This window comes from Ancylobacter vacuolatus, from assembly GCF_030813595.1.
In the GTDB taxonomy this organism is placed as follows: domain Bacteria; phylum Pseudomonadota; class Alphaproteobacteria; order Rhizobiales; family Xanthobacteraceae; genus Ancylobacter; species Ancylobacter vacuolatus.
The window spans coordinates 111,328-130,955 of the sequence record NZ_JAUSUH010000006.1 but is presented as its reverse complement, the minus strand read 5'-3'; the positions used below and the strand labels follow the sequence as shown (position 1 = coordinate 130,955).

Sequence of the window (19,628 nt, the reverse complement as noted above, 5' to 3'; positions counted from 1 at the left end):
AGATAGAAATCCACTCCCATCTTGTCAATGGGGGCGTCCTGCGGGATGGAAGGGAAAAGGACACATCCAATGACTGCACCGATTCCCGCTTGGACCGACGTCGCCTGGATTTTCGAGCCGGATGGCTCCTTGCGCGATCTCTATGTGCTCGATGCCGGCCCCGAAGGCTGGCAGGCCGTGCTTGACGGCCTGCGCGCGCTCGACCCGCCGTCCGTCTTCGAGATCGACGGCGAGCCGGCCGCCCTGCCCGCGCGCATCGAGGATGTGTTCGCCATCTGGGGAAACGCAAGCCCCAGCCTGCGGTGGAATGCCGGCGAGGTGCAGGTCAACCTGCACTTCTTCCGCAGCGACGATATCGAGTTCGATATCGATCCCGCCGATGTCTGCGAGCCGGAAGACTGGCAGGCGCTCGCCCGCTTCATCCTCTGGCTGGCGGAGAAAGCCGGGCGCCCGGTGATCCTGACACCGGAGAACACACCGGACGACATCCAGCTGTTCTGCCGGAAGGCGCAGGACGGCATCGAGGTCAACAACGTAGCCGAGGGCTGAACGCCGCCCCGTCCTAGCCCCCCGCCGCCAGCCCCTTGAGATAGACCAGGAAGGCCGCCTCAAGCAGGTCGTCCGGCGCCATTGGCAGCTTGCGGCGGGCGCCATCGGCGCGGCCGAACAGCGAGGCGACGCCATGCGCCAGCGCCCAGGTGTGCAGCGCCACCATCAGCGCCGGCGGGCGCACGGTGGGCGGCATGGAGGCGACCAGCGTATCCGCCGCCTCGCGCAGCACGCCGAAAGCGCGCTGGCCGGCCTGGTCGAGCGCCGGGAACGCCTCGCTGCGCAGGCCGGATTCGAACATCGCGACATAGTCGGCCGGATGCTCGCGGGCGAAGGCGAGATAGGCCCGGCCAAGCCGTTCAAAGGCCTCGGACGGGGTCGGCCGTCCCTCGTTCCAGCCCGCCTCCAGCGCCTTGGTGAAGCGCTCGAACCCATCCGCCGCCACCGCCGCCAGCAATTCGTCGCGGTCGCGGAAATGCCGGTAGGGCGCGGCCGGGGAGACGCCGGCGCGGCGCGCCGCCTCGGCGAAGGTGGCGCCAGCGGTGCCCTTCTCCGCGATCAGCTCAAGCGCCGCCTTCATCAGGGCTTCCCGCAGGTTGCCGTGATGATAGCCGCGCGATTCTCCGCCGTTCCGGGACCAGCTCATGTGAAGGGGACTTACATCACGCGGGAGGTCACGTCGATGGCCGGGCGCACAAGGGGTTAATCCGCGCCCTCGTCGAACAGCGGCATCTGGTTGACGCTCGACGGCGCTGCGAGGCCGAGATGCTTGAAGGCGTGCGCGGTCAGCACCCGCCCGCGCGGGGTACGCTGGAGAAAGCCCTGCTGCACCAGATAGGGTTCGATGATTTCCTCGATGGCATCGCGCGGCTCGGAAAGCGCGGCGGCGATGGTTTCCACCCCCACCGGCCCGCCGCCATAATTCATCGCCACCACGGTGAGGTAGCGCCGGTCCATCTGGTCGAGGCCGAGCCCGTCCACTTCAAGCGCCAGCAGCGCATGATCGGCGGCGGCGCGGTCGATGATCTCCTTGCCGGCCACCAGGGTGAAGTCGCGCACCCGGCGCAGCAGCCTTCCGGCGATGCGCGGCGTGCCGCGTGCCCGGCGGGCGATCTCGCGCGCGCCGTCCCGGGCGATGGGAATGCCCATCACCCGCGCGCCGCGCGTCACCACCAGTTCCAGCTCTTCCACGGTGTAGAAATTCAGCCGGATGGGAATGCCGAAGCGGTCGCGCAGCGGCGTGGTCAGCAGGCCCGAGCGCGTGGTGGCGCCCACCAAAGTGAATTTCGACAGCGAGATCTTCACCGAGCGCGCCGCCGGCCCCTCGCCGATGATGAGGTCGAGTTCATAATCCTCCATCGCCGGATAGAGGATTTCCTCCACCGCCGGGTTGAGCCGGTGAATTTCGTCGATGAACAGCACATCGCGCTCTTCGAGATTGGTCAGCAGCGCCGCGAGGTCGCCGGCCTTGGCGATGACCGGACCGGAGGTGGAGCGGAAGCCCACCCCCAGCTCGCGCGCCACGATCTGCGCCAGCGTGGTCTTGCCGAGCCCCGGCGGGCCGACGAACAGCACATGGTCCAGCGCCTCGCCGCGTGTCTTCGCCGCCTTGATGAAAATGTCGAGATTGGCCCGCGCCTGCTCCTGCCCGACGAATTCCGCAAGGTTCTGCGGCCGCAGCGAGGCCTCGGCGAGGTCTTCCTCGCGCTTGTCCGGGGCGATGAGGCGCGTCTCGCTCACTTCGCCAGTTCCTTCAGCCCGAGGCGGATCAGCCGGGCGGTGTCGGCGCCCTCGCCCGCCTCACGCACCGCGCCGGCAATGGCGGCGCTGGCCTGGATCGGCGCATAGCCCAGATTGACCAGCGCCGAGACCGCGTCCGCCACCGGGCCGGGCGCCTGCCGGTCCTCGATCTGCGCGACAAGGCCGGCGACGCCGGGGTCGACGCTGGCAAAGCCCGGCGCCTTGTCCTTCAGCTCGGCGACGATGCGGGCGGCCACCTTCGGCCCGACGCCATTGGCCCGCGCCACCATCACCTTGTCGCCCAGCGCCACCGCATTGGCGAGCTCGGAGGGCGAGAGGGTCGAGAGCACGTTCAGCGCCACCTTGGAGCCGACACCCTGCACATTCTGCAGCAGCAGGAACCAGCTCTTCTCGGCCTGCGAGACGAAGCCATAGAGGCGGATCATGTCCTCGCGCACGAAGGTCTCGATGAACAGCGTGCCGGCCTCGCCGACGCGCGGCAGCGCCTGCAGCGTGCGGGCCGAGCAGTGCACGAGATAGCCCACGCCCTGCACGTCGAGGATCACATGATCGTCGCCATAGCTGTCGACCAGGCCCTTCAGCTTGCCGATCATCGTGCTGCAACCCTTGAGGTGAGCTTTGTCGAAACCTTGGCCGCCATCTGCGCCTTCATCGCTGCCATGCCCCGATGCTGCGCATGGGTGACGGCGACCGCAAGCGCGTCGGCGGCATCGTCAGTGGTGAAATCGGCCTGCGGCAGCAGGATCTTCATCATCAGGCGGATCTGCGCCTTCTCGGCACGGCCGGCCCCGACAACGGTCTTCTTCACCAGCAGCGCCGCATATTCGGAAACCGGCACCCCCGCGAGCGCCGGGGTCAGCATCACCACGCCGCGCGCCTGGCCGAGCTTGAGCGTCGAGGCCGGGTTGACGTTGACGAAGGTCTCTTCGACCGCCGCCTCGTCAGGGGTGTAGGTGCGCAGCACCTTGGCGAGATCATTGTGAAGACAGGCGAGCCGTTCCGCCAGCCCGCCCTCCTCCGGCGGCATCACCGTGCCGCAGGCGACGAAGGCGAGCCGGGTGCCGACAGCCTCGATCACCCCCCAGCCGGTGCGGCGGAGGCCGGGATCAAGGCCGAGGATGCGAATCGGAGACGTCGCCATCCCTTAGGGCGTACCCGAACAAAGGACGAACGGAAAGGGGCGATGCGCCGCCGCGCGCCCCGGTTCGGCGGGGACGCCGATCATGGTTGACGCATCGTTAACCGCTAGCGCCGCCCGCTGAATGCCCCGCTGGCCAGCACCACGCCGACGCCCGTCGCCGCCACGCCGATGATCGCCGCCGTGTCCGGGTGCTCGCCCAGCGCCGGCACGGCGATCAGCGCCGCCAGCGCCGGCACCAGCCCGGTGAAGGCGGCGGCGCGCGAGGAGCCGAGCCGCTCAATGGCGATGCCGAAGGCCACCAGCGCCACCACGCCCGACAACAGGCCCTGGATCAGCAGCTGGAACAGCACTTCCCGGCCATAGCCGCTGGCCACCGCCTCCACCACACCAGGCACACCATAGGGCGTCAGCACCACCGTGGACCACAGCCCGACCAGCCCGACCGTCTCGGTCGCCTTGAGGCCGGTGCGGCGGAAGGCGAGCGTGTAGCAGGCCCACATTCCGGCCCCGATGAGCAGCAGCGCATGGCCGCGCCAGGCCCCATCTTGCGGGTAGAGCAGCCCGCGCCCGCCCAGCGTGACCACGCCGAGCGCGATGGCGGCAAAGCCGATCGCCCGGCCCATCCCCAGCCGCTCGCGGAACACCAGCACCGAGATCGCGGCGACGATCAGCGGCATGGTGCCGGGCAACAGCGGGCCGACATCGGCCGCCGGCACGAAGCGCATCGCGGTCGCCACATCGAGGAAGAAGAAGGCGCCCGCGCCGAGAAAGCACAGCAGGAAGGGCAGGAAGCCGCGCTTCGGCCACAGGCCGATACGCCACCAGGCCGGCGCCAGCACCACCGCCGGCACGACGAAGCGCAGCCAGCCCACCGTCGCCGGCGACAAATGCCCGTGCACGGCGTGCCGGGTGGAGACGATCCAGGCGCCCCAGATAGCGATGGCGAGAAGGGCGCAGCCGGCACCGGTCAGGCGATCGGAAAGCGAGGGAGCGGCCGTGCCGCCGAGCGCGGCCGCCGAGACGGACTTGTTCATGATCGATATCCCGCCGCAGCGCGGCGCAGGAAAATGTGGCGCCCGGCACGATGTCGGGCAGCGAGTTGCGCCGAATGTGGCGTGCGCGACCGGTTCGCGCAAATGCGTTTTGCGAATGAGCACGTTCGCGAAAGCTGATGGATGTGTCACATCCATCACCAACCGTGTTGACGGCACAAGGCGGCGGGACTAGGTCTGCCGGCCCACGCTTCGGCGCTGCGCGCTCCTTCGGTTCCCCATGGCCCTCGATCCCGCCCTTGTCTGGGCCTTCCTCACCGCGCTGATCGCCGGCGTCACGCGCGGCTTCTCGGGGTTCGGCGGCGCCCTCATCTTCGTGCCGCTGGTGAGTGCCGCCTATGGCCCGCGCGTCGCCGCCCCCTCTCTGCTGGTCATCGACACGCTGCTGACCCTGCCTTTCCTCGTGCCGGCGCTTCGCGCCTGCATCTGGCGCCAGGTCGCCCCGCTGGCAGCGGGCGCCGTGGTGGCAGTGCCGGCCGGGGTGTGGGTGCTCGGGCACACCGACCCGATGGTGCTGCGCTGGGCACTGGCGCTGCTCGGCCTCGGTCTTCTGGCGCTGCTGGCGTCCGGCTGGCGCCATACCGGCCGGCACTCTTTGCCGACGACGCTGGCGGTCGGCGCGGTTGCCGGCTTCTGCGGCGGCGCGGCGCAGATGTCGGGGCCCGCCGTCGTCGCCTATTGGCTCGGCAGCGGCCAGCCCTCAGCGCTGGTGCGGGCGAACCTGTTCGGCTTCTTCGCGCTGGTCACGCTGGCGAGCGGCACCGCCTATGCGGTCAGCGGCCTGTTCACCGCCGAGGTCGGACGACTCACCCTTCTGCTCGGGCCTGGCTATGCGATCGGCCTTTATGCCGGCGCCCGCGCCTTTCGCGGCGCCTCGGACCGGCATTACCGCATCGCCGCCTATTGGGTGATCGCCGCCGCCGCCCTTCTCAGCCTGCCGCTGTTCGACGCGCTGATCGGGCGGTGAGGCCGTCCCCTCGCCATGGCGTCATCCCGCACGGGATGACGCGCCTTCCGCAATGAGCGTTCAGTCGCTCATCTTCGCCATGAAGGCGTCGGACAGTTCGAAATTGGCATAGACGTTTTGCACGTCGTCATTGTCGTTGAGGTTGTCGACCAGGCGGATCAGCTTCTCCGCCACCTCGTCATCCACCGCCACCGTGTTCTGCGGGCGCCAGACCAGGCCGGACTTGCGCGGCTCGCCGAACTTGGCTTCCAGCGCGCGGGCGACCTCGTGCAGGTTCTCCACCGAGCAGACGATCTCGTGGCCATGCTCGTCCGAGGTCACATCGTCGGCGCCCGCCTCGATGGCGGCTTCCAGCATGTCGTCGGCCGAGGCCTTGGCGGCGTCGAACTCGACGGTGCCAATGCGGTCGAACATGAAGGAGACGGCGCCGGTCTCGGCCAGCGCCCCACCGGACTTGGTGAAGAAGGAGCGCACTTCCGAAGCGGTGCGGTTGCGGTTGTCGGTCAGCGCCTCGACGATGACGGCGACGCCGCCGGGGCCATAGCCCTCATAGCGGATCTCGTCATAATTCTCCGCGTCGCCGCCCAGCGCCTTCTTGATGGCGCGGTCGATATTGTCCTTGGGCATGTTTTCCGCGCGGGCGGCCAGCACGGCGGCGCGCAGGCGCGGGTTCAGCGCCGGGTCGGGCATGCCGAGCTTGGCGGCGACCGTGACTTCACGCGCCAGCTTGGAGAACAGCTTGGAACGCACCGCGTCCTGCTTGCCCTTGCGGTGCATGATGTTCTTGAATTGCGAATGACCCGCCATGGCCGCCTCCACGTCACACCGGGCGGGCCTGCGGCCAACCCTGTCCGAATACCTGAAACAAAAGGGTGCGCGGCTTATAGGCGAGAGGGCGGGCACGCGTAAAGCGCCCCCGCTACCAGAAGCTTGGCACGGCCTCGCTCAGGCTACCACCGATCCGCACCGGCGCCAGCGCGACGGCGCGCCCGCTGCCGTCGGTTTCCACCGCGAGGCCGGACAGCGTGCCCGGCCCGGCGACGGGCTCGAAGCGGCTTGAGCCGATCTTGCGGGTGAAGCGGCGCAGCGGCTCTTCCTTGTCCATGCCGATCACCCCGTCATAGCAGCCGCACATGCCGACATCGGTCATGTAGGCCGTGCCCCCCGGCAGGATGCGGTGATCGGCGGTCGGCACATGGGTGTGGGTGCCGACCACGAGGCTCGCCCGCCCGTCGCACCAATGGCCGAAGGCCTGTTTCTCGCTGGTGGTCTCGGCGTGGAAATCGACGATCGTCGCGTCCGCCACCAGCCCGAGCGGGGCGGCGTCGAGTTCGCGGTCAATGCTCGCGAAGGGGTCGTCGAGCGGGTCCATGAACACCCGGCCCATCATGTTGACCACCAGCACCTGCGCCCCGTTCGCCGCCTCGATCAGCGCTGCGCCGCGTCCCGGCGTGCCGGGCGGGAAATTGGCCGGGCGGATCAGCCGCGGCGCCCGCTCGATGAACACCAGCGCCTCGCGCTGGTCGAAGGCGTGGTTGCCGAGCGTCACCGCGTCGGCACCCGCCTCCAGAAACTCCTCATAGATCGCCTCGGTGATGCCGAAGCCGCCGGCGGCGTTCTCGCCGTTCACGACGACGAAATCGAGCGCCCAGTCGCGGCGCAGGCGCGGCAGGTGCTCCAGCACGACACTGCGGCCGGCGCGGCCGACCACGTCACCGAGGAAGAGAAGGCGCATGCGTCAATCCTCGGCCGGGCGAACGATGCCGGCATCCGTGGCGATGGCGTCGAGCCGCTCATCGTGCGGCTCGGCCGGCACGGCGGCAAGCTGCTGCACCGCGAAAGCATAGCCCAGCGCCTCGACGCGCTTGGCGCGCCGCAGCAGGCAGAGCGTGCGGTCATAGAAGCCGGCGCCGTAACCCAGCCGGTTGCCGCGCGCGTCAAAACCGGCGAGCGGCACCACCAGCACATCGGGCGAGACCGCCGGCGCGCTCTCCGGCGGGGCGGGAATGGAAAAGCGGCCGGGGCCGGCGGACGGCGTCAGTTCCTCGCCCGGCTCCCACAGGCGGAACAGCAGCGGCTTGCCGGTCTCCAGCACGATCGGCAGGCAGACGCAGGCCCCCGCCTCCCGCAACCGCCGCACCAGCGGGTCGGTGGCGATCTCGCCGCCAATGGGTGAGAAGACGGAGACGATCTCGCCCGCGACCTCGCCGAGCCATTGCATGGCATTGGCGGCCGCCGCCTCCGCCGCCTCGGCGCGCGCAGCGGGGTCAAGCGCCGCCCGCCGGGCGAGCGCCACGGCGCGAAGGCTGGCCTTGTCGAGTTGGGCGTCGGTCAAGTGGGGCATGATACGATGAGTGCGGAGCCGCGATGGCCGTTGGAGGCTCGATCCCGGGAACCTACAACGTAGGTGGGCACCGTGTGTCCAAGCCCAGGAGCTTGGTCAGGGACAGTTCCCTTTGAGATCGATAAGGCCCCGGAAATATGTGCTCCTGACGAACCCCGCAGCCCCGCATGACAAATCTAGGATGCCACCGGCCAAATTGCCAGAGGGGGAAGGCCCAAGGTGAACAGCTTTCGGTGAACGGACATCGTCATCCCGGCCGACGCGCAGCGTCGAGCCGGAAACGCTCACCTACCGGGTGGACGATCCCGGCCCGGCTTTTCGGCCGTCCGGGATGGACCGGGTGCGGAATCCTCACCCCACTGTCAGCATGATCTTGCCGATATGGGCGCTGCTCTCCATGCGGGCATGGGCCTCGCTCGCCTTCTCCAGCGGGAAGCTCTGGTCGAGCACCGGCTTCACCGTGCCGGCCGCGATCAGCGGCCACACCTTCTCGACCAGCGCGGCGGCGATGGTCGCCTTCTCCGCCTTCGGCCGCGAACGCAGGGTCGAGCCCATATGCGACAGGCGCTTGAGCATCAGCCGCATGAAGTCGATCTGCACCTTGGAGCCTTCCATGAAGGCGATCTGCACCAGCCGGGCCTGCGGCGCGGCGGCCTCGTAATTGCGGGCGATATAGGACCCGCCCACCATGTCGAGAATGACATTGACGCCCTTGCCGCCGGTCTTGTCTTTCACCACGGCGACGAAGTCCTCGGACTTGTAGTCGATGGCGACATCGGCGCCGAGCTGGCGGCAGACCTCACACTTCTCGGCGCTGCCGGCGGTGGTGAACACCGTGGCGCCGAACGCCTTGGCGAGCTGGATCGCCGTCGTGCCGATGCCGGAGGTGCCGCCATGCACGAGGAAGCGCTCGCCCGCCTTCAGCCCGGCAAGGTCGAACACATTGGTCCAGACGGTGAAGAAGGTTTCCGGCAGCGCCGCCGCCTCGACCATGGAAAGGCCGGCCGGCACCGGCAGGGTGGAGCCCTCGTCGGCGAGGCAATATTGCGCATAGCCGCCGCCGGAAACCAGCGCGCACACCTTGTCGCCCAGCTTCCAGCGCGTCACGCCCTCACCGAGAGCGACCACTTCGCCTGAGATCTCAAGGCCCGGAATGTCAGGCGCGCCGGGCGGCGGCGGGTAGAGCCCCTTGCGCTGCATCACATCAGGCCGGTTGACGCCGGCGGCCGCGACCTTGACCAGGATCTCGCCCGCGCCGGGCGCCGGCACCGGGCGCTGCTCGGGAACCAGGGCTTCCGGGCCGCCCGGAGTGGGCAGGCCGATGGCGGTCATGGTGGCGGGCAGCTCGGTCACGGCGTGATCCTCATCCTGTCGAATGTGATGTCCGTCCTAGGTCAAGCCGCCAGCGCTGGCAACCGCCGGCAGGGGCGGCTAAACTGGCGAAAACAGCGATCCGCCGGCCGGGCGCTGACCGTGCCGGCGATCAACAGGAGCGATGCCATGGCGATCGACGACGACCTTTTTCCCGCCGCAGCCCCGGCCCTGAAGCCGGCGGGGCACGTGGTCGGCAGCGACATCTCCGTCCTCTCGGAGGCCGAGATCGAGGAGCGCCTCGCCCAGCTTTCCGCCGAGATCGAGCGCTTGGCGCGCACGCTGGAGGCCAAGCGCGCCTCGCGCTCCGCCGCCGAGCATTTCTTCAAGCGCTGAGGCTGGGTGCCTTAACCCGCGGTTAAGCTTTCCAACCTATTACTGGCGGCGGTCCTTTTTGACCGCGAGTGGCCTCTGTCCACTCTGTTTGACGCATCCCTGTCTACCACTTCACGAGCCGCCCTCTGGGCGGCTCTTTTTTCATCCCCGCTATCCCCCAGCCGAATCGCTCCCCCGCCGAATCCGTCGCCGCCGACTGGACAGCGCCGCGCCGCTGGGCGACAGACTGCGGTGTCCGGCGCCGCCATGCGCCAGTGAGGGTTCGGCACGATGGGCAGCTTCCGCGAAGGTTCGGACAGAGACGGCACGCCGGACGAAAGCCCGCGCGCGACCCGCGAGGCCCCCTCCGCCGAGATGATCCGCTTCGCCGAGCGTCGGCTGGCCTCGCCCGCCTTCTTCGCGCTGTTTCAGGACGGCATGGCGCTGGTCGAGGAGACCGCCGCCTATCTCGACGGCGAAGGGCGCGCCGCCAGTGCGGCTCTCTCCCCGGGGCGTCAGGCCGCCTATGTCCAGCAGAGCATGCGGCTTTCCACCCGGCTGATGCAGCTCGCTTCCTGGCTGCTGCTGCGCCGCGCCGTCGCCGAGCGCGAAATGGCGGAAGCGACCGCCCGCCGCGAGGCGGGCAAGATCGACATCAGGGGCCCGCTGCGCGACATCGACCAGGAAGCGCTGTTGCCGGAAGCCCTGGTCGCGCTCATCCACCGCAGCTTCGAGCTGCAGGGACGCATCTCGCAGCTTGAAGCTGTTCTCTCCGCGCCTTCCGCGGTGGAGAATGCCGGCCTGCGACCGAATGTCGTTGCCGGGCAGATCGGCCGCCTGCGCCGCGCGTTTGAGAACCGTTGACCGTTCCCCAGCTTCAGCGCGCGCCGGACACCAGGCAAACGAAAACCCTCGCGCCAGGCCAGGCCTTGCGCGAGGGCGGATGTCGTTGGTTCGACAAACGCTGCGGTGGCGCGCCCCGAGGGGCGCTCCTTCCCGGCCGATCAGGCCTTGAGGAAGCCCGCGAACTTCTTCTGGAACTTGGACACGCGGCCGGCGCGGTCAAGCAGCTGGCCGGAGCCACCGGTCCAGGCCGGGTGCGAGGTCGAATCGATATCGAGCTGGAGGACGTCGCCCTCCTTGCCCCAAGTCGTCCGGGTCGTGTACTCGGTGCCGTCCGTCATCACCACCTTGATGAAGTGGTAGTCGGGATGGATGTCGCTCTTCATGGGTAGCATCCTCAGCCGCCGCAGGCCGGCCCCTCGCGGGAGCCATGCGGCGATCTACAAAACGATCCTGCCGGAAATCCGAGCGGCTCTATAACCGAGACATGCCCGTGACACAAGCCGCCTCCCAGCCTTCCCCGTCCGCTTCCACCGTCGCTTCCACGACAGTCTTGCCGGACAAGGCCGCCACGCGCCGCCCGCGCCTCAAACCGCTGATGGCGCTGTGGCCGCATTTGCTGCGCTATCGCGGCCGCGCTTTGGCGGCGCTGGCGGCGCTGCTGGTGGCGGCCATCGCCACGCTGGTGGTGCCGATCGCGGTGCGGCGGATGATCGATTTCGGTTTCGACCAAAGCCATGCCGGCTTCATCGACCGCTATTTCGCGGTCATGATCTGTGTGGTGGCGGTTTTGGCGATGGCCTCGGCCGCGCGCTACTACCTCGTCATGACGCTGGGCGAGCGCATCGTCGCCGATCTGCGCACCCAGCTGTTTTCCCATGTCCTCACCCTCGACGGCGCCTTCTATGACGGCGCCAAGTCGGGCGAGCTGATCTCGCGCCTCACTGCCGACACCACCCAGATCAAGTCGGCGGTCGGCTCCTCCGCCTCCATCGCCCTGCGCAACATCGTGCTGTTCGTTGGCGCGACGGTGATGATGGTCATCACCAGCCCCTGGCTCGCCGCCACGCTGCTCATCGCCATTCCGGTCATCGTCGCGCTGCTCATCGGCGCCGGGCGCGGGGTGCGCAAGCGCTCGCGCAGCGCGCAGGACACGCTGGCCGAGGCATCCGCCTATGCCGCCGAGGCGATCGGCTCCGTGCGCAGCCTGCAGGCCAACACCGCCGAGGCGGCAGCCTCCCGGCTCTTCGCCGGCGAGGTGGAACATGCCTTCAATGCCGCGCGCAACGCCGTGCGGGCGCGGTCCTGGCTCACCGGAATCGGCATCTTCCTGGTCTTCGCCAGCGTCGTGGGCATCCTCTGGGCCGGCGCCAACGCGGTCCTCGCCGGCTCCATGAGCGCCGGCACGCTCGGCCAGTTCGTGCTCTACGCCGTGCTGGCGGCGAGCGGCCTCGGCCAGCTGGGCGAGGTGTGGGGCGAAATCTCACAGGCCGCCGGCGCCACCGAGCGCATCGCCGAGCTGCTCCACGAAAAGCCCAAGGTCACGGTGCAGGCCAACCCCGTGCCGCTGCCCACACCGGCGCGCGGCGCCATCGCCTTCCGGGACGTGGCCTTCGCCTATCCCGCGCGGCCGGACGTGCCGGCGCTGGCCGGCGTCAGCTTCAGCGTCACCCAAGGCGAGCGCATCGCCGTGGTCGGCCCCTCGGGCGCCGGCAAGAGCACGCTGTTCCAGCTGCTGCTGCGGTTCTACGACCCCGTCGCCGGGCAGGTGCTGGTGGACGGCGTCGACATCGCCGAGGCCGATCCGCAGGCGGTGCGCGCCCGCATCGCGCTGGTGCCGCAGGATGTCGCCATCTTCGCCACCTCGATCCGCGAGAACATCCGCCTCGGCCGCCCGGACGCCAGCGACGCCGAGGTGGAGGAAGCCGGCCGGCTCGCCCGTGCCGACGAGTTCGTCGTCCGCCTGCCCGAAGGCTGGGAGACCCCGGTGGGCGAGCGCGGGGTGACGCTGTCAGGCGGCCAGCGCCAGCGCCTGGCCATCGCCCGCGCCATTTTGCGGCAGGCGCCCATCCTGCTGCTCGACGAGGCCACCTCGGCGCTGGACGCCGAAAGCGAGACGCTGGTGCAGCAGGCGCTCGATCTCTCGATGCAGGGCCGCACCACGCTGGTCATCGCCCATCGCCTGGCGACGGTGCTGTCGGCCGATCGCATCCTGGTGATGGAGGGCGGGCGCATCGTCGAGGAGGGCACCCATGCCAGCCTGGTCGGCCGTGGCGGGCTCTATGCGCGGCTGGCGGCGCTGCAGTTCGGCGAGGCGACGGGTGGCAGGTAGCCGCGCCGTGTCGGTCTGACTGGCCTCATCGGCCTGACACTTCACCTCATCGGCCTCAAACTTGGCCTCATCGGCCTAGCCTTTCACCCGACGCTCCATCCGCAGCGTCGGGCGGCCGGAGGTGGCATTGACGCCGTGCCCCACCACGGTGAAGCCGGCTTTCTCGTAAAAACGCACCGCGCGCTCGTTCTGCTCGTTGACGTCGAGCACGAGATGGCGCGGCGAACGGGCGGCGGCAGCAGCGACCAGCCGGCTCGCCACCCCGGCGCCCCAATGGTCGGGATGCACCACGAGCTGGTCGACATAGCCGGTGCGCGGGTGCACCGAGACAAAGCCGAGCAGCGCGCCGCCCTCCCCCGGCGCCAGCGCCAGATCGATCACGGCGCCCTCGTCGATCAGCGTACCGATGCGGTGGCACAGCCAGCCGCGCCGGGCCTCGAAGTCGATCTCGGGCAACGCCTCCTGCCACGCCTCGACCCATAGATCGGTCATGCCTGGCATGTGGCTCCAGTCGAACGGTGCCAGCAGGGTGGCGCGCGGCGCGCTCATCGCCGGGGGCTCATCGCTCGGTGAGCTTGAGTTCGATGCGGCGGTTGCGGGCGCGGGCTTCGTCGTCGCTGCCGGAATCGATCGGCTGGTACTCGCCGAAGCCGGCGGCGACGAGATGCTGGGGCGATACGCCCTTCTGCGCCAGATACTGCACCACCGCGATGGCACGCGCCGCCGAAAGCTCCCAGTTCGAGGGATAGAGCGGGGTCGAGATCGGCCGGTCGTCCGTGTGCCCGTCGACGCGCAGCACCCAGGGGAGATCGGCGGGAATCTGCTTTTCCAGCTCGATCAACGCGGTAGCGAGCTTGTCGAGCGCCGGCAGCGCGTCGCCACGCAGTTGCGCGGCGGCCCGATCGAAGAAGATCTCCGATTGGAAGACAAAGCGGTCGCCCACCACCCGCACATCCGGGCGGTCGCCGAGAATGGCGCGCAGCCGGCCGAAGAAGTCCGAGCGGTAGCGCGTCAACTCCTGCACCCGCTGGGCAAGCGCGACATTGAGCCGTTTGCCGAGATCGGCGAGGCGCGACTGGCTTTCCTTGTCCTTCTGGTCGGAAATGTTCAGCGCCTCCTCCAGCGCGGCGATCTGCCGGCGAAGGGCGGCGATCTGCTGGTTGAGGATGGCGATCTGAGCCGCGGCCTGGGCGGTGGCGTCCTTCTCCTGGCCGAGGGCACGGGCAAGTTCCGCGCTGCGGCTTTCGGCGGCGGCGATTTCCTCGGGGCCGGCGACGGCGATCGCCGCCTCCCGCAGCACATCGCGCTCCTGCTCCAGCCGCAGCAGGCTGGCGCGCAGCGCGCCCATCTGGCTGTCGGTCTCGGCGTCGCTCGCCCGCTCCAGCGCCAGCAGGTCGGTCAGTTCGCGGATCTGCGCCTGCAGCCGCGCCATGGCATCGTCCTTGGAGCCGATCTCCTGGGTCAGCACGAATTGTGCGAGCACGAAGACCGACAGCAGGAAGACGAAAACCAGCAGCAGCGTCGACAGCGCGTCGACGAAGCCGGGCCAGTAGTCGATGTGGCGCTCGCCACGGCGGGAACGTCCCAGGGCCATCAGGCGCTCTCGCGATCCGACTTGGTTTCAGCGATGCGCTCCAGCAGGCGCTTGATGTCGCGCTGCTGCTCGGCCTGGGCCTCGACCCAGTCGCGGACCATCTGCTGCTCGCTGCGCATGTGCTGCACCATGCCCTGAAGGCTCTCGGCCAGATGCGCCATGGCGGTGGTGACGCGCTGCGAGCCGGCCTCCGTCATGGTGCGCTCAAGCCGCGCGATCGCGGCGGACAGATCGCTGAAATCAGGCACCGCCGCGGGTGACGGCGGCAAGGGCAACGGCAGCGGGCCGATCGGCACCGCATGGGACGGCACCGGAACCGGCCCCCGGGCGCGGGCGGCCTCCGTGCCGAGATCCTCGACCGTGGTGGAGAGCCAGTCTTCAAGGTCGATATAGAAGCGGTTCTGCGCCTGCCCGGCCTGGAGGTCGAGAAAGCCGAGCACCAGCGAACCGGCCAGACCGAACAGCGAGGAGGAGAAGGCGATGCCCATGCCGCCCAGCGGCGCGGCAAGGCCGGTCTTCAGCGTGTCGAGCACAGAGGCCGATTCCGGCCCGACATCGAGCGAACTGATGACGCCGGCAATGGAGCTGACGGTTTCCAGAAGACCCCAGAACGTGCCGAGCAGGCCGAGAAAGACGAGCAGGCCGGTGAGGTAGCGCAGCAAATCGCGCGCCTCGTCGAGGCGGGTCCCGATGGATTCGAGGATACCGCGCATCGTCGCCTGCGAGATCGACATGCGCCCGACCCGGTCGCCGAGCAGCGCCGCCATCGGCGCCAGCAGCACCGGCGCCTGCCGCACTTCGAGACCCGGATCGGCGATGCGGAAGCTGTTCACCCATTCGACTTCCGGCAGCAGGCGCACCACCTGGCGGAAGGCGAAGATGATGCCGATCAGCAGAACACCGAAGATGACGCCGTTCAGGCCGGGATTGTTGAGAAAGGCACGCCAGATCGGCTCGTGCAGAATGGAGGCCAGCGCCACGCACAGCAGGATAAACACGAACATCCGCACCAGAAAGATGCGGGGCGATGACAATTTATGAAAAGAATCCGTAGCGCTCATACCCTCGGCCGTCCCCGTGAAGGACGGCGATGGCCCGAAAAGACCGCCCTTCGGGCCGGACTATGCCACAGACGCACGGAAAAGGAACGCCGCAGAACCCATATCGGCCGGCGCCATCTCTTTACCGTTACGGCTTTCTCTACGCCTTGTTTACGAGCGTCAGAAGGTCGCGGCGCACCGTATCATTGCCAACGATGATGTCGCCCTTGGCCAGCATCTTGTCGCCGCCGTCGAGGTCCGAGACATAGCCGCCCGCCTCGCGCACCATCACGATTCCGGCCGCCATGTCCCAGGGGCTGAGGCCCCGCTCCCAGAAGGCGTCGAAGCGGCCGGCGGCGACCCAGGCAAGGTCGAGCGCGGCGGTGCCGGTGCGGCGCAGGCCCGCGACCTTCGGGGCGACCGACGCATATTCACGGCCGAACCGCGCGAAATCGCCGCGCCCCATATGCGGCAGGCCGCAGCACACCACGGCATCGGCCAGGTTGCGCCGGGCAGCCACACGGATGCGGCGGTCATTCATGAAGGCGCCGGCGCCCTTCTCGGCGACGAAAAGCTCGTCCGTGACCGGGTTGTAGATCACCCCCGCAACCGGCACGCCGTCGCGCGCCAGTGCCAGCGAGACGCAGAAGAGCGGGATGCCGTGCAGGAAGTTCGTGGTGCCGTCGAGCGGGTCGATGATCCAGCGATGGCTCTCATCGGTCCCATCGACCTCCCCACTCTCCTCCATGATGAAGCCGTAGCTCGGCCGCGCCTTGGTCAGCTCGTCCTGGAGGATGCGCTCGGCCTTGCGGTCGGCGTTGGAGACGAAATTGGCCGGCCCCTTGAGCGACACCTGCAGGTTTTCGACCTCTCCGAAATCACGGATCAGGGAGCGGCCAGCCTTGCGGACGGCCTGGACCATGACGGTCATCAGGGGAGTACGGATCATGTCAAATTCCAGATAAAGCGCGATCGGGAGCCAGAAAACGGCCTGCTCCTGTGCGCCGCGCGGCGAACGGCGTCAAGTCCGGCGCGCCCGCCACCCGGGATACAGCGGCGAGAGGCGGCGGGCGGAAACCTGCGCCGCTGCAATGATCTTCAGCCCATGCCGACCCCGCCGGACGGACTGGTACCCAGTTCCCGGGTCAGCCGCTCCAGGCGCTCCGCGGCGGAGGCGACGCTGCGCGCCAGCCGCGCCTCGGTCTCGCCGAGCCTCTGGGTCGCGGCGCTGCGGGCGGCGCGCTCGGTGGCCGCCTCCTGCTCCACCGCCTTGAGCCGCCGGCGCGCCTCGCTCAGTTCATCCGCGATGGTGATGGCGGCCATGATGCTCAGGCGCTGGTCGCCGATCTCGCCAAAGGCGACGCGCAGCTGGTCGATGCGCGCATCGACCTCCTCGCCGAGCCCGCTGAGATGGTCTTCCTGGCCGTCGTCGCAGGCCATGCGATAGGCGCGCCCGCCAATGCTGATGGTCACATAGGCCATTGCCGCCCCTTAGCGTTCATGCGCGGCGAGTACCGCTCGAATGGTTTCCATGGCGCTGCCGAGGCGGCGCGCCACCTCGTCATTGGCGGTATCGAGGCGGTCGGCCCGCGCCTGCGCGCCATCGAGAGCGTCGGCGAGACGCGAACGGTCGGCCCCGAGGACGTGCAGCTGCTGGGCGAGCGCGGCCTCCTGCCGCTCCACCTCCAGCCGGCGCTCGATCGCGCCTTCGAGAGCATCGACCGCACTGTCGAAGCGTCGCAGCGCCGCTTCCAATACGCTTGTCGGTTCGCCCGCCTCAGGCGCGTTCATGACGTCTCCGTTCTCTCGCCCGGCCAGGGCAGCAAGCAGGGGCCTTCATCGAAGGTGGGGAAGGCGACATCTCCGGCCCGTCGTCAAGCGATTCATCGCCGAACGATTCCGGCGATATTGAGCCTGCGGGCAGAAACCGCGTCAACTAACGCGCTCGGGGATCGAGCGCCCCACATCTTCCGCGCCTTGGCGAGCGGCGTTGGCGGCGCTGAGGGGGCGGACAAACGCTGTTGCGCGCCGTGCGTCACACGCCTGTCTTTGACAGCGCGCCCGGTGATGCTATCACTCGCCGGCCCCCGCCCGCATGCTGAGCTGGCCCGCCCGGGAGCAACGCCGCCCGGCCTGCGGCCTCGAAACGTCGCGCCCTGACACAGCAACCCATCTGCCTCGGAGACATCCGTCCTCATGTCAAATCGCGAGAAGCACGATCGCATGGCCAATGCCATTCGGGCACTGGCCATGGACGCCGTCGAAGCCGCCAATTCCGGCCATCCGGGCATGCCCATGGGAATGGCGGACGTCGCCACCGTCCTGTTCGGCAAGGTGCTGAAATACGACCCGACCGATCCGCACTGGCCGGACCGGGACCGGTTCATCCTCTCCGCCGGCCACGGCTCAATGCTGATCTATGCCCTGCTCTACCTCACGGGCTATGAGGGCATGTCGATCGAAGACATCAAGAATTTCCGCCAGCTTGGCTCGCGCACGCCCGGCCATCCGGAATATGGCCATACGGTTGGCATCGAGACCACCACCGGCCCGCTCGGCCAGGGCCTCGCCAACTCGGTGGGCTTCGCGCTCGGCGAGCGCATGCTCGCCGCCCAGTTCGGCTCAGACCTGGTCGACCACCACACCTATGTCATCTGCGGCGATGGCTGCCTGATGGAAGGCATCTCGGAGGAGGCGATCGAGATCGCCGGCCGCCAGAAGCTGAACAAGCTCACCGTGCTGTGGGACGACAACCACATCACCATCGACGGCTCGACCGCGCTCTCCGTCGCGACCGACCAGCTCGCCCGCTTCGAGGCCTCGGGCTGGCACGCCACCCGCGTCGACGGCCATGACCCGGACGCTATCCTTGCCGCGCTGGAGGCCGCCAAGACCAGCGACAAGCCGACGCTGATCGCCTGCCACACCACCATCGGCTATGGCGCGCCCAACAAGGGCGGCACCAATGCCGTTCACGGCGCCCCGCTCGGTGCGGCCGAGATCGCCGCTGCCCGCGCCTTCCTGAACTGGGAATACGAGCCCTTCGTCATCCCCAGCGATGTGCTGGACGCGTGGCGCCTCGCCGGCCTGCGCTCGCGCCAGGCGCACAAGAACTGGAACCAGCGGCTGACCGAGGCCGATGTCGAGCGGCGCGGCGAGTTCGAGCGGCGCGTGCGCGGCGATCTGCCTTCCAAGCTGGGCGAGACCATCGCCGCCGTGATCGCCAAGGCCCGTGCCGATGGCGGGGCGGTGGCCACGCGCAAATCGTCCGAGATCGTGCTGGAAGCCCTCACCGCGGCGCTGCCGGAGATGGTGGGCGGCTCGGCCGACCTTACCCACTCCAACAACACCAAGACCAAGGCCACCTCGGTCTATGTCGAGCCGCCGAAATATGACGGCCGCTATGTGAACTGGGGCATCCGCGAGCACGGCATGGCGGCGGCGATGAACGGCATCGCCCTGCATGGCGGCTTCATCCCCTATGGCGGCACCTTCCTCGTCTTCTCCGACTATTGCCGCCCCTCCATCCGCCTCGCGGCGCTGATGGGCGTGCGCGTGGTCTATGTGTTCACGCATGATTCGATCGGCGTGGGCGAGGACGGCCCGACCCACCAGCCGGTCGAGCAGATCGCCGCGCTGCGCGCCATTCCGAACCTCCTCGTCTTCCGCCCCTGCGACACGGTGGAAACGGCGGAAGCCTGGAAGCTGGCGCTGGAGCACAAGACCGGCCCGAGCGTGATGGCGCTGACCCGCCAGAACCTGCCGCTGCTGCGCACCGACGATAGCGAGCGCTGCCTCACCGCGCGCGGCGCCTATGAGCTGGCCTCCGCCTCCGACGAGGCTGAGGTCACGCTGTTCGCCTCCGGCTCGGAAGTCTCGCTGGTAATGAAGGCCCGCGAGCAGCTGGAAGCGCAGGGCGTGGCGACCCGCGTCGTCTCCGTGCCGTGCTTCGAGCTGTTCCTGAACCAGCCCGAGGAAAGCCGCCGTCAGGTGGTGGGCACGGCGCCGGTCAAGATCGCGGTCGAAGCGCTGATCCGTCAGGGCTGGGACGAGATCGTCGGCTCCGACGCCGCCTTTATCGGCATGCGGGGCTTTGGTGCCTCCGGCCCGGCTCCCGAGGTGTTCGCCCATTTCGGCATCACCGTGGAAGCCGTGGTGGCGACCGCGCTCAGCCGTCTCAAGCGCTGAACCCGGCTTAGAAGCTATGCGGCTGGCGCATGCACAATGCGCCAGCCCTGCGCCCAGCAAGCAGCGTCAAAAGAGCGACTGGTGTCCTGGCTATCGCCGCGCTATGAGGCCAACGCGCGGATCGTGATGAT

At 68.8% G+C, this 19,628-nt stretch carries 22 protein-coding genes and 1 other RNA gene; 6 read left to right on the top strand and 17 right to left on the bottom strand.

Annotated elements, in window-relative coordinates; genetic code table 11:
• Window positions 1-69: 69 nt before the first annotated feature.
• On the top strand, window positions 70-549 hold the full coding sequence (locus tag J2S76_RS14645) for a hypothetical protein (protein WP_307061379.1): 480 nt from the start codon (window positions 70-72) through the stop codon (window positions 547-549).
• A gap of 13 nt (window positions 550-562) precedes the next feature.
• Here the strand turns inward: J2S76_RS14645 and J2S76_RS14640 are convergent, their stop codons facing one another.
• From J2S76_RS14640 to J2S76_RS14620, 5 genes are all read right to left on the bottom strand, one after another.
• Complete coding sequence (locus J2S76_RS14640) at window positions 563-1,195, bottom strand: TetR/AcrR family transcriptional regulator (protein WP_018387696.1); 633 nt, start codon at window positions 1,193-1,195, stop codon at window positions 563-565.
• A 56-nt stretch (window positions 1,196-1,251) separates the two neighbouring features.
• Window positions 1,252-2,289, bottom strand: a complete 1,038-nt coding sequence (gene ruvB, locus J2S76_RS14635; protein ID WP_307061377.1) for a Holliday junction branch migration DNA helicase RuvB — start codon at window positions 2,287-2,289, stop codon at window positions 1,252-1,254.
• Complete coding sequence (gene ruvA, locus J2S76_RS14630; RefSeq protein ID WP_307061375.1) at window positions 2,286-2,903, bottom strand: Holliday junction branch migration protein RuvA; 618 nt, start codon at window positions 2,901-2,903, stop codon at window positions 2,286-2,288. Before ruvA ends, ruvB begins: the two co-directional genes overlap by 4 nt.
• Window positions 2,900-3,451, bottom strand: coding sequence for a crossover junction endodeoxyribonuclease RuvC (ruvC, locus tag J2S76_RS14625; protein WP_307061373.1), 552 nt, complete (start codon window positions 3,449-3,451; stop codon window positions 2,900-2,902). Before ruvC ends, ruvA begins: the two co-directional genes overlap by 4 nt.
• Window positions 3,452-3,555: 104 nt before the next feature.
• The gene (locus tag J2S76_RS14620; protein ID WP_307061371.1) at window positions 3,556-4,485 is read right to left on the bottom strand and encodes a DMT family transporter; all 930 of its coding nucleotides are present in this window, start codon (window positions 4,483-4,485) and stop codon (window positions 3,556-3,558) included.
• A gap of 238 nt (window positions 4,486-4,723) precedes the next feature.
• On the opposite strand from J2S76_RS14620, the gene J2S76_RS14615 reads away from it, so the two are divergent.
• Entirely contained in the window at window positions 4,724-5,470 is a 747-nt protein-coding gene (locus J2S76_RS14615; protein WP_307061369.1) for a sulfite exporter TauE/SafE family protein, read from the top strand.
• Window positions 5,471-5,530: 60 nt separating this feature from the next.
• Here the strand turns inward: J2S76_RS14615 and J2S76_RS14610 are convergent, their stop codons facing one another.
• From J2S76_RS14610 to J2S76_RS14590, 5 genes are all read right to left on the bottom strand, one after another.
• The gene (locus J2S76_RS14610) at window positions 5,531-6,277 is read right to left on the bottom strand and encodes a YebC/PmpR family DNA-binding transcriptional regulator (RefSeq protein WP_018387702.1); all 747 of its coding nucleotides are present in this window, start codon (window positions 6,275-6,277) and stop codon (window positions 5,531-5,533) included.
• Between the two features lie 112 nt (window positions 6,278-6,389).
• Window positions 6,390-7,205 (bottom strand): TIGR00282 family metallophosphoesterase, encoded by an 816-nt coding sequence (locus J2S76_RS14605; protein WP_307061366.1) that lies wholly within the window; start codon window positions 7,203-7,205, stop codon window positions 6,390-6,392.
• A 3-nt stretch (window positions 7,206-7,208) separates the two neighbouring features.
• A complete protein-coding gene (locus J2S76_RS14600; protein WP_307061364.1) occupies window positions 7,209-7,814 on the bottom strand; it encodes a 5-formyltetrahydrofolate cyclo-ligase in 606 nt (201 codons plus the stop codon).
• A gap of 11 nt (window positions 7,815-7,825) precedes the next feature.
• A non-coding RNA gene (gene ssrS, locus J2S76_RS14595) (6S RNA) lies at window positions 7,826-7,981 on the bottom strand.
• Between the two features lie 184 nt (window positions 7,982-8,165).
• Window positions 8,166-9,167: an NAD(P)H-quinone oxidoreductase gene (locus J2S76_RS14590; RefSeq protein ID WP_307061362.1), complete on the bottom strand. Its 1,002-nt coding sequence runs from the start codon at window positions 9,165-9,167 to the stop codon at window positions 8,166-8,168.
• 147 nt (window positions 9,168-9,314) lie between these two features.
• Between J2S76_RS14590 and J2S76_RS14585 the strand changes: the two genes are divergently transcribed.
• Entirely contained in the window at window positions 9,315-9,521 is a 207-nt protein-coding gene (locus J2S76_RS14585; protein ID WP_307061360.1) for a DUF1192 domain-containing protein, read from the top strand.
• A 270-nt stretch (window positions 9,522-9,791) separates the two neighbouring features.
• Window positions 9,792-10,364, top strand: a complete 573-nt coding sequence (locus J2S76_RS14580; protein ID WP_307061358.1) for a DUF1465 family protein — start codon at window positions 9,792-9,794, stop codon at window positions 10,362-10,364.
• Window positions 10,365-10,504: 140 nt separating this feature from the next.
• Here the strand turns inward: J2S76_RS14580 and rpmE are convergent, their stop codons facing one another.
• Window positions 10,505-10,729, bottom strand: coding sequence for a 50S ribosomal protein L31 (rpmE, locus tag J2S76_RS14575; RefSeq protein WP_018387708.1), 225 nt, complete (start codon window positions 10,727-10,729; stop codon window positions 10,505-10,507).
• A gap of 101 nt (window positions 10,730-10,830) precedes the next feature.
• Here rpmE and J2S76_RS14570 point away from each other — a divergent pair, with 101 nt between their 5' ends.
• Window positions 10,831-12,675, top strand: a complete 1,845-nt coding sequence (locus tag J2S76_RS14570; protein WP_307061356.1) for an ABC transporter transmembrane domain-containing protein — start codon at window positions 10,831-10,833, stop codon at window positions 12,673-12,675.
• Between the two features lie 75 nt (window positions 12,676-12,750).
• Here J2S76_RS14570 and J2S76_RS14565 read toward each other — a convergent pair whose 3' ends face one another.
• From J2S76_RS14565 to J2S76_RS14540, 6 genes are all read right to left on the bottom strand, one after another.
• Window positions 12,751-13,224: a GNAT family N-acetyltransferase gene (locus tag J2S76_RS14565; RefSeq protein WP_307061354.1), complete on the bottom strand. Its 474-nt coding sequence runs from the start codon at window positions 13,222-13,224 to the stop codon at window positions 12,751-12,753.
• A 10-nt stretch (window positions 13,225-13,234) separates the two neighbouring features.
• Window positions 13,235-14,269: a peptidoglycan -binding protein gene (locus J2S76_RS14560; RefSeq protein ID WP_307061351.1), complete on the bottom strand. Its 1,035-nt coding sequence runs from the start codon at window positions 14,267-14,269 to the stop codon at window positions 13,235-13,237.
• Window positions 14,269-15,330: a flagellar motor protein MotA gene (locus J2S76_RS14555; RefSeq protein WP_307061349.1), complete on the bottom strand. Its 1,062-nt coding sequence runs from the start codon at window positions 15,328-15,330 to the stop codon at window positions 14,269-14,271. The genes J2S76_RS14560 and J2S76_RS14555 overlap by 1 nt, the downstream gene beginning before the upstream one ends.
• A gap of 139 nt (window positions 15,331-15,469) precedes the next feature.
• Window positions 15,470-16,258 carry an inositol monophosphatase family protein gene (locus J2S76_RS14550; RefSeq protein WP_307061348.1) on the bottom strand — a complete coding sequence of 263 codons (789 nt, stop codon included), beginning with the start codon at window positions 16,256-16,258 and terminating at the stop codon, window positions 15,470-15,472.
• Between the two features lie 149 nt (window positions 16,259-16,407).
• Window positions 16,408-16,791 (bottom strand): cell division protein ZapA, encoded by a 384-nt coding sequence (locus tag J2S76_RS14545; protein ID WP_307061346.1) that lies wholly within the window; start codon window positions 16,789-16,791, stop codon window positions 16,408-16,410.
• A 9-nt stretch (window positions 16,792-16,800) separates the two neighbouring features.
• Window positions 16,801-17,100 (bottom strand): DUF4164 domain-containing protein, encoded by a 300-nt coding sequence (locus J2S76_RS14540; protein WP_307061344.1) that lies wholly within the window; start codon window positions 17,098-17,100, stop codon window positions 16,801-16,803.
• A 405-nt stretch (window positions 17,101-17,505) separates the two neighbouring features.
• Here J2S76_RS14540 and tkt point away from each other — a divergent pair, with 405 nt between their 5' ends.
• Window positions 17,506-19,497 (top strand): transketolase, encoded by a 1,992-nt coding sequence (gene tkt / locus J2S76_RS14535; protein ID WP_307061342.1) that lies wholly within the window; start codon window positions 17,506-17,508, stop codon window positions 19,495-19,497.
• Window positions 19,498-19,628: the final 131 nt, after the last annotated feature.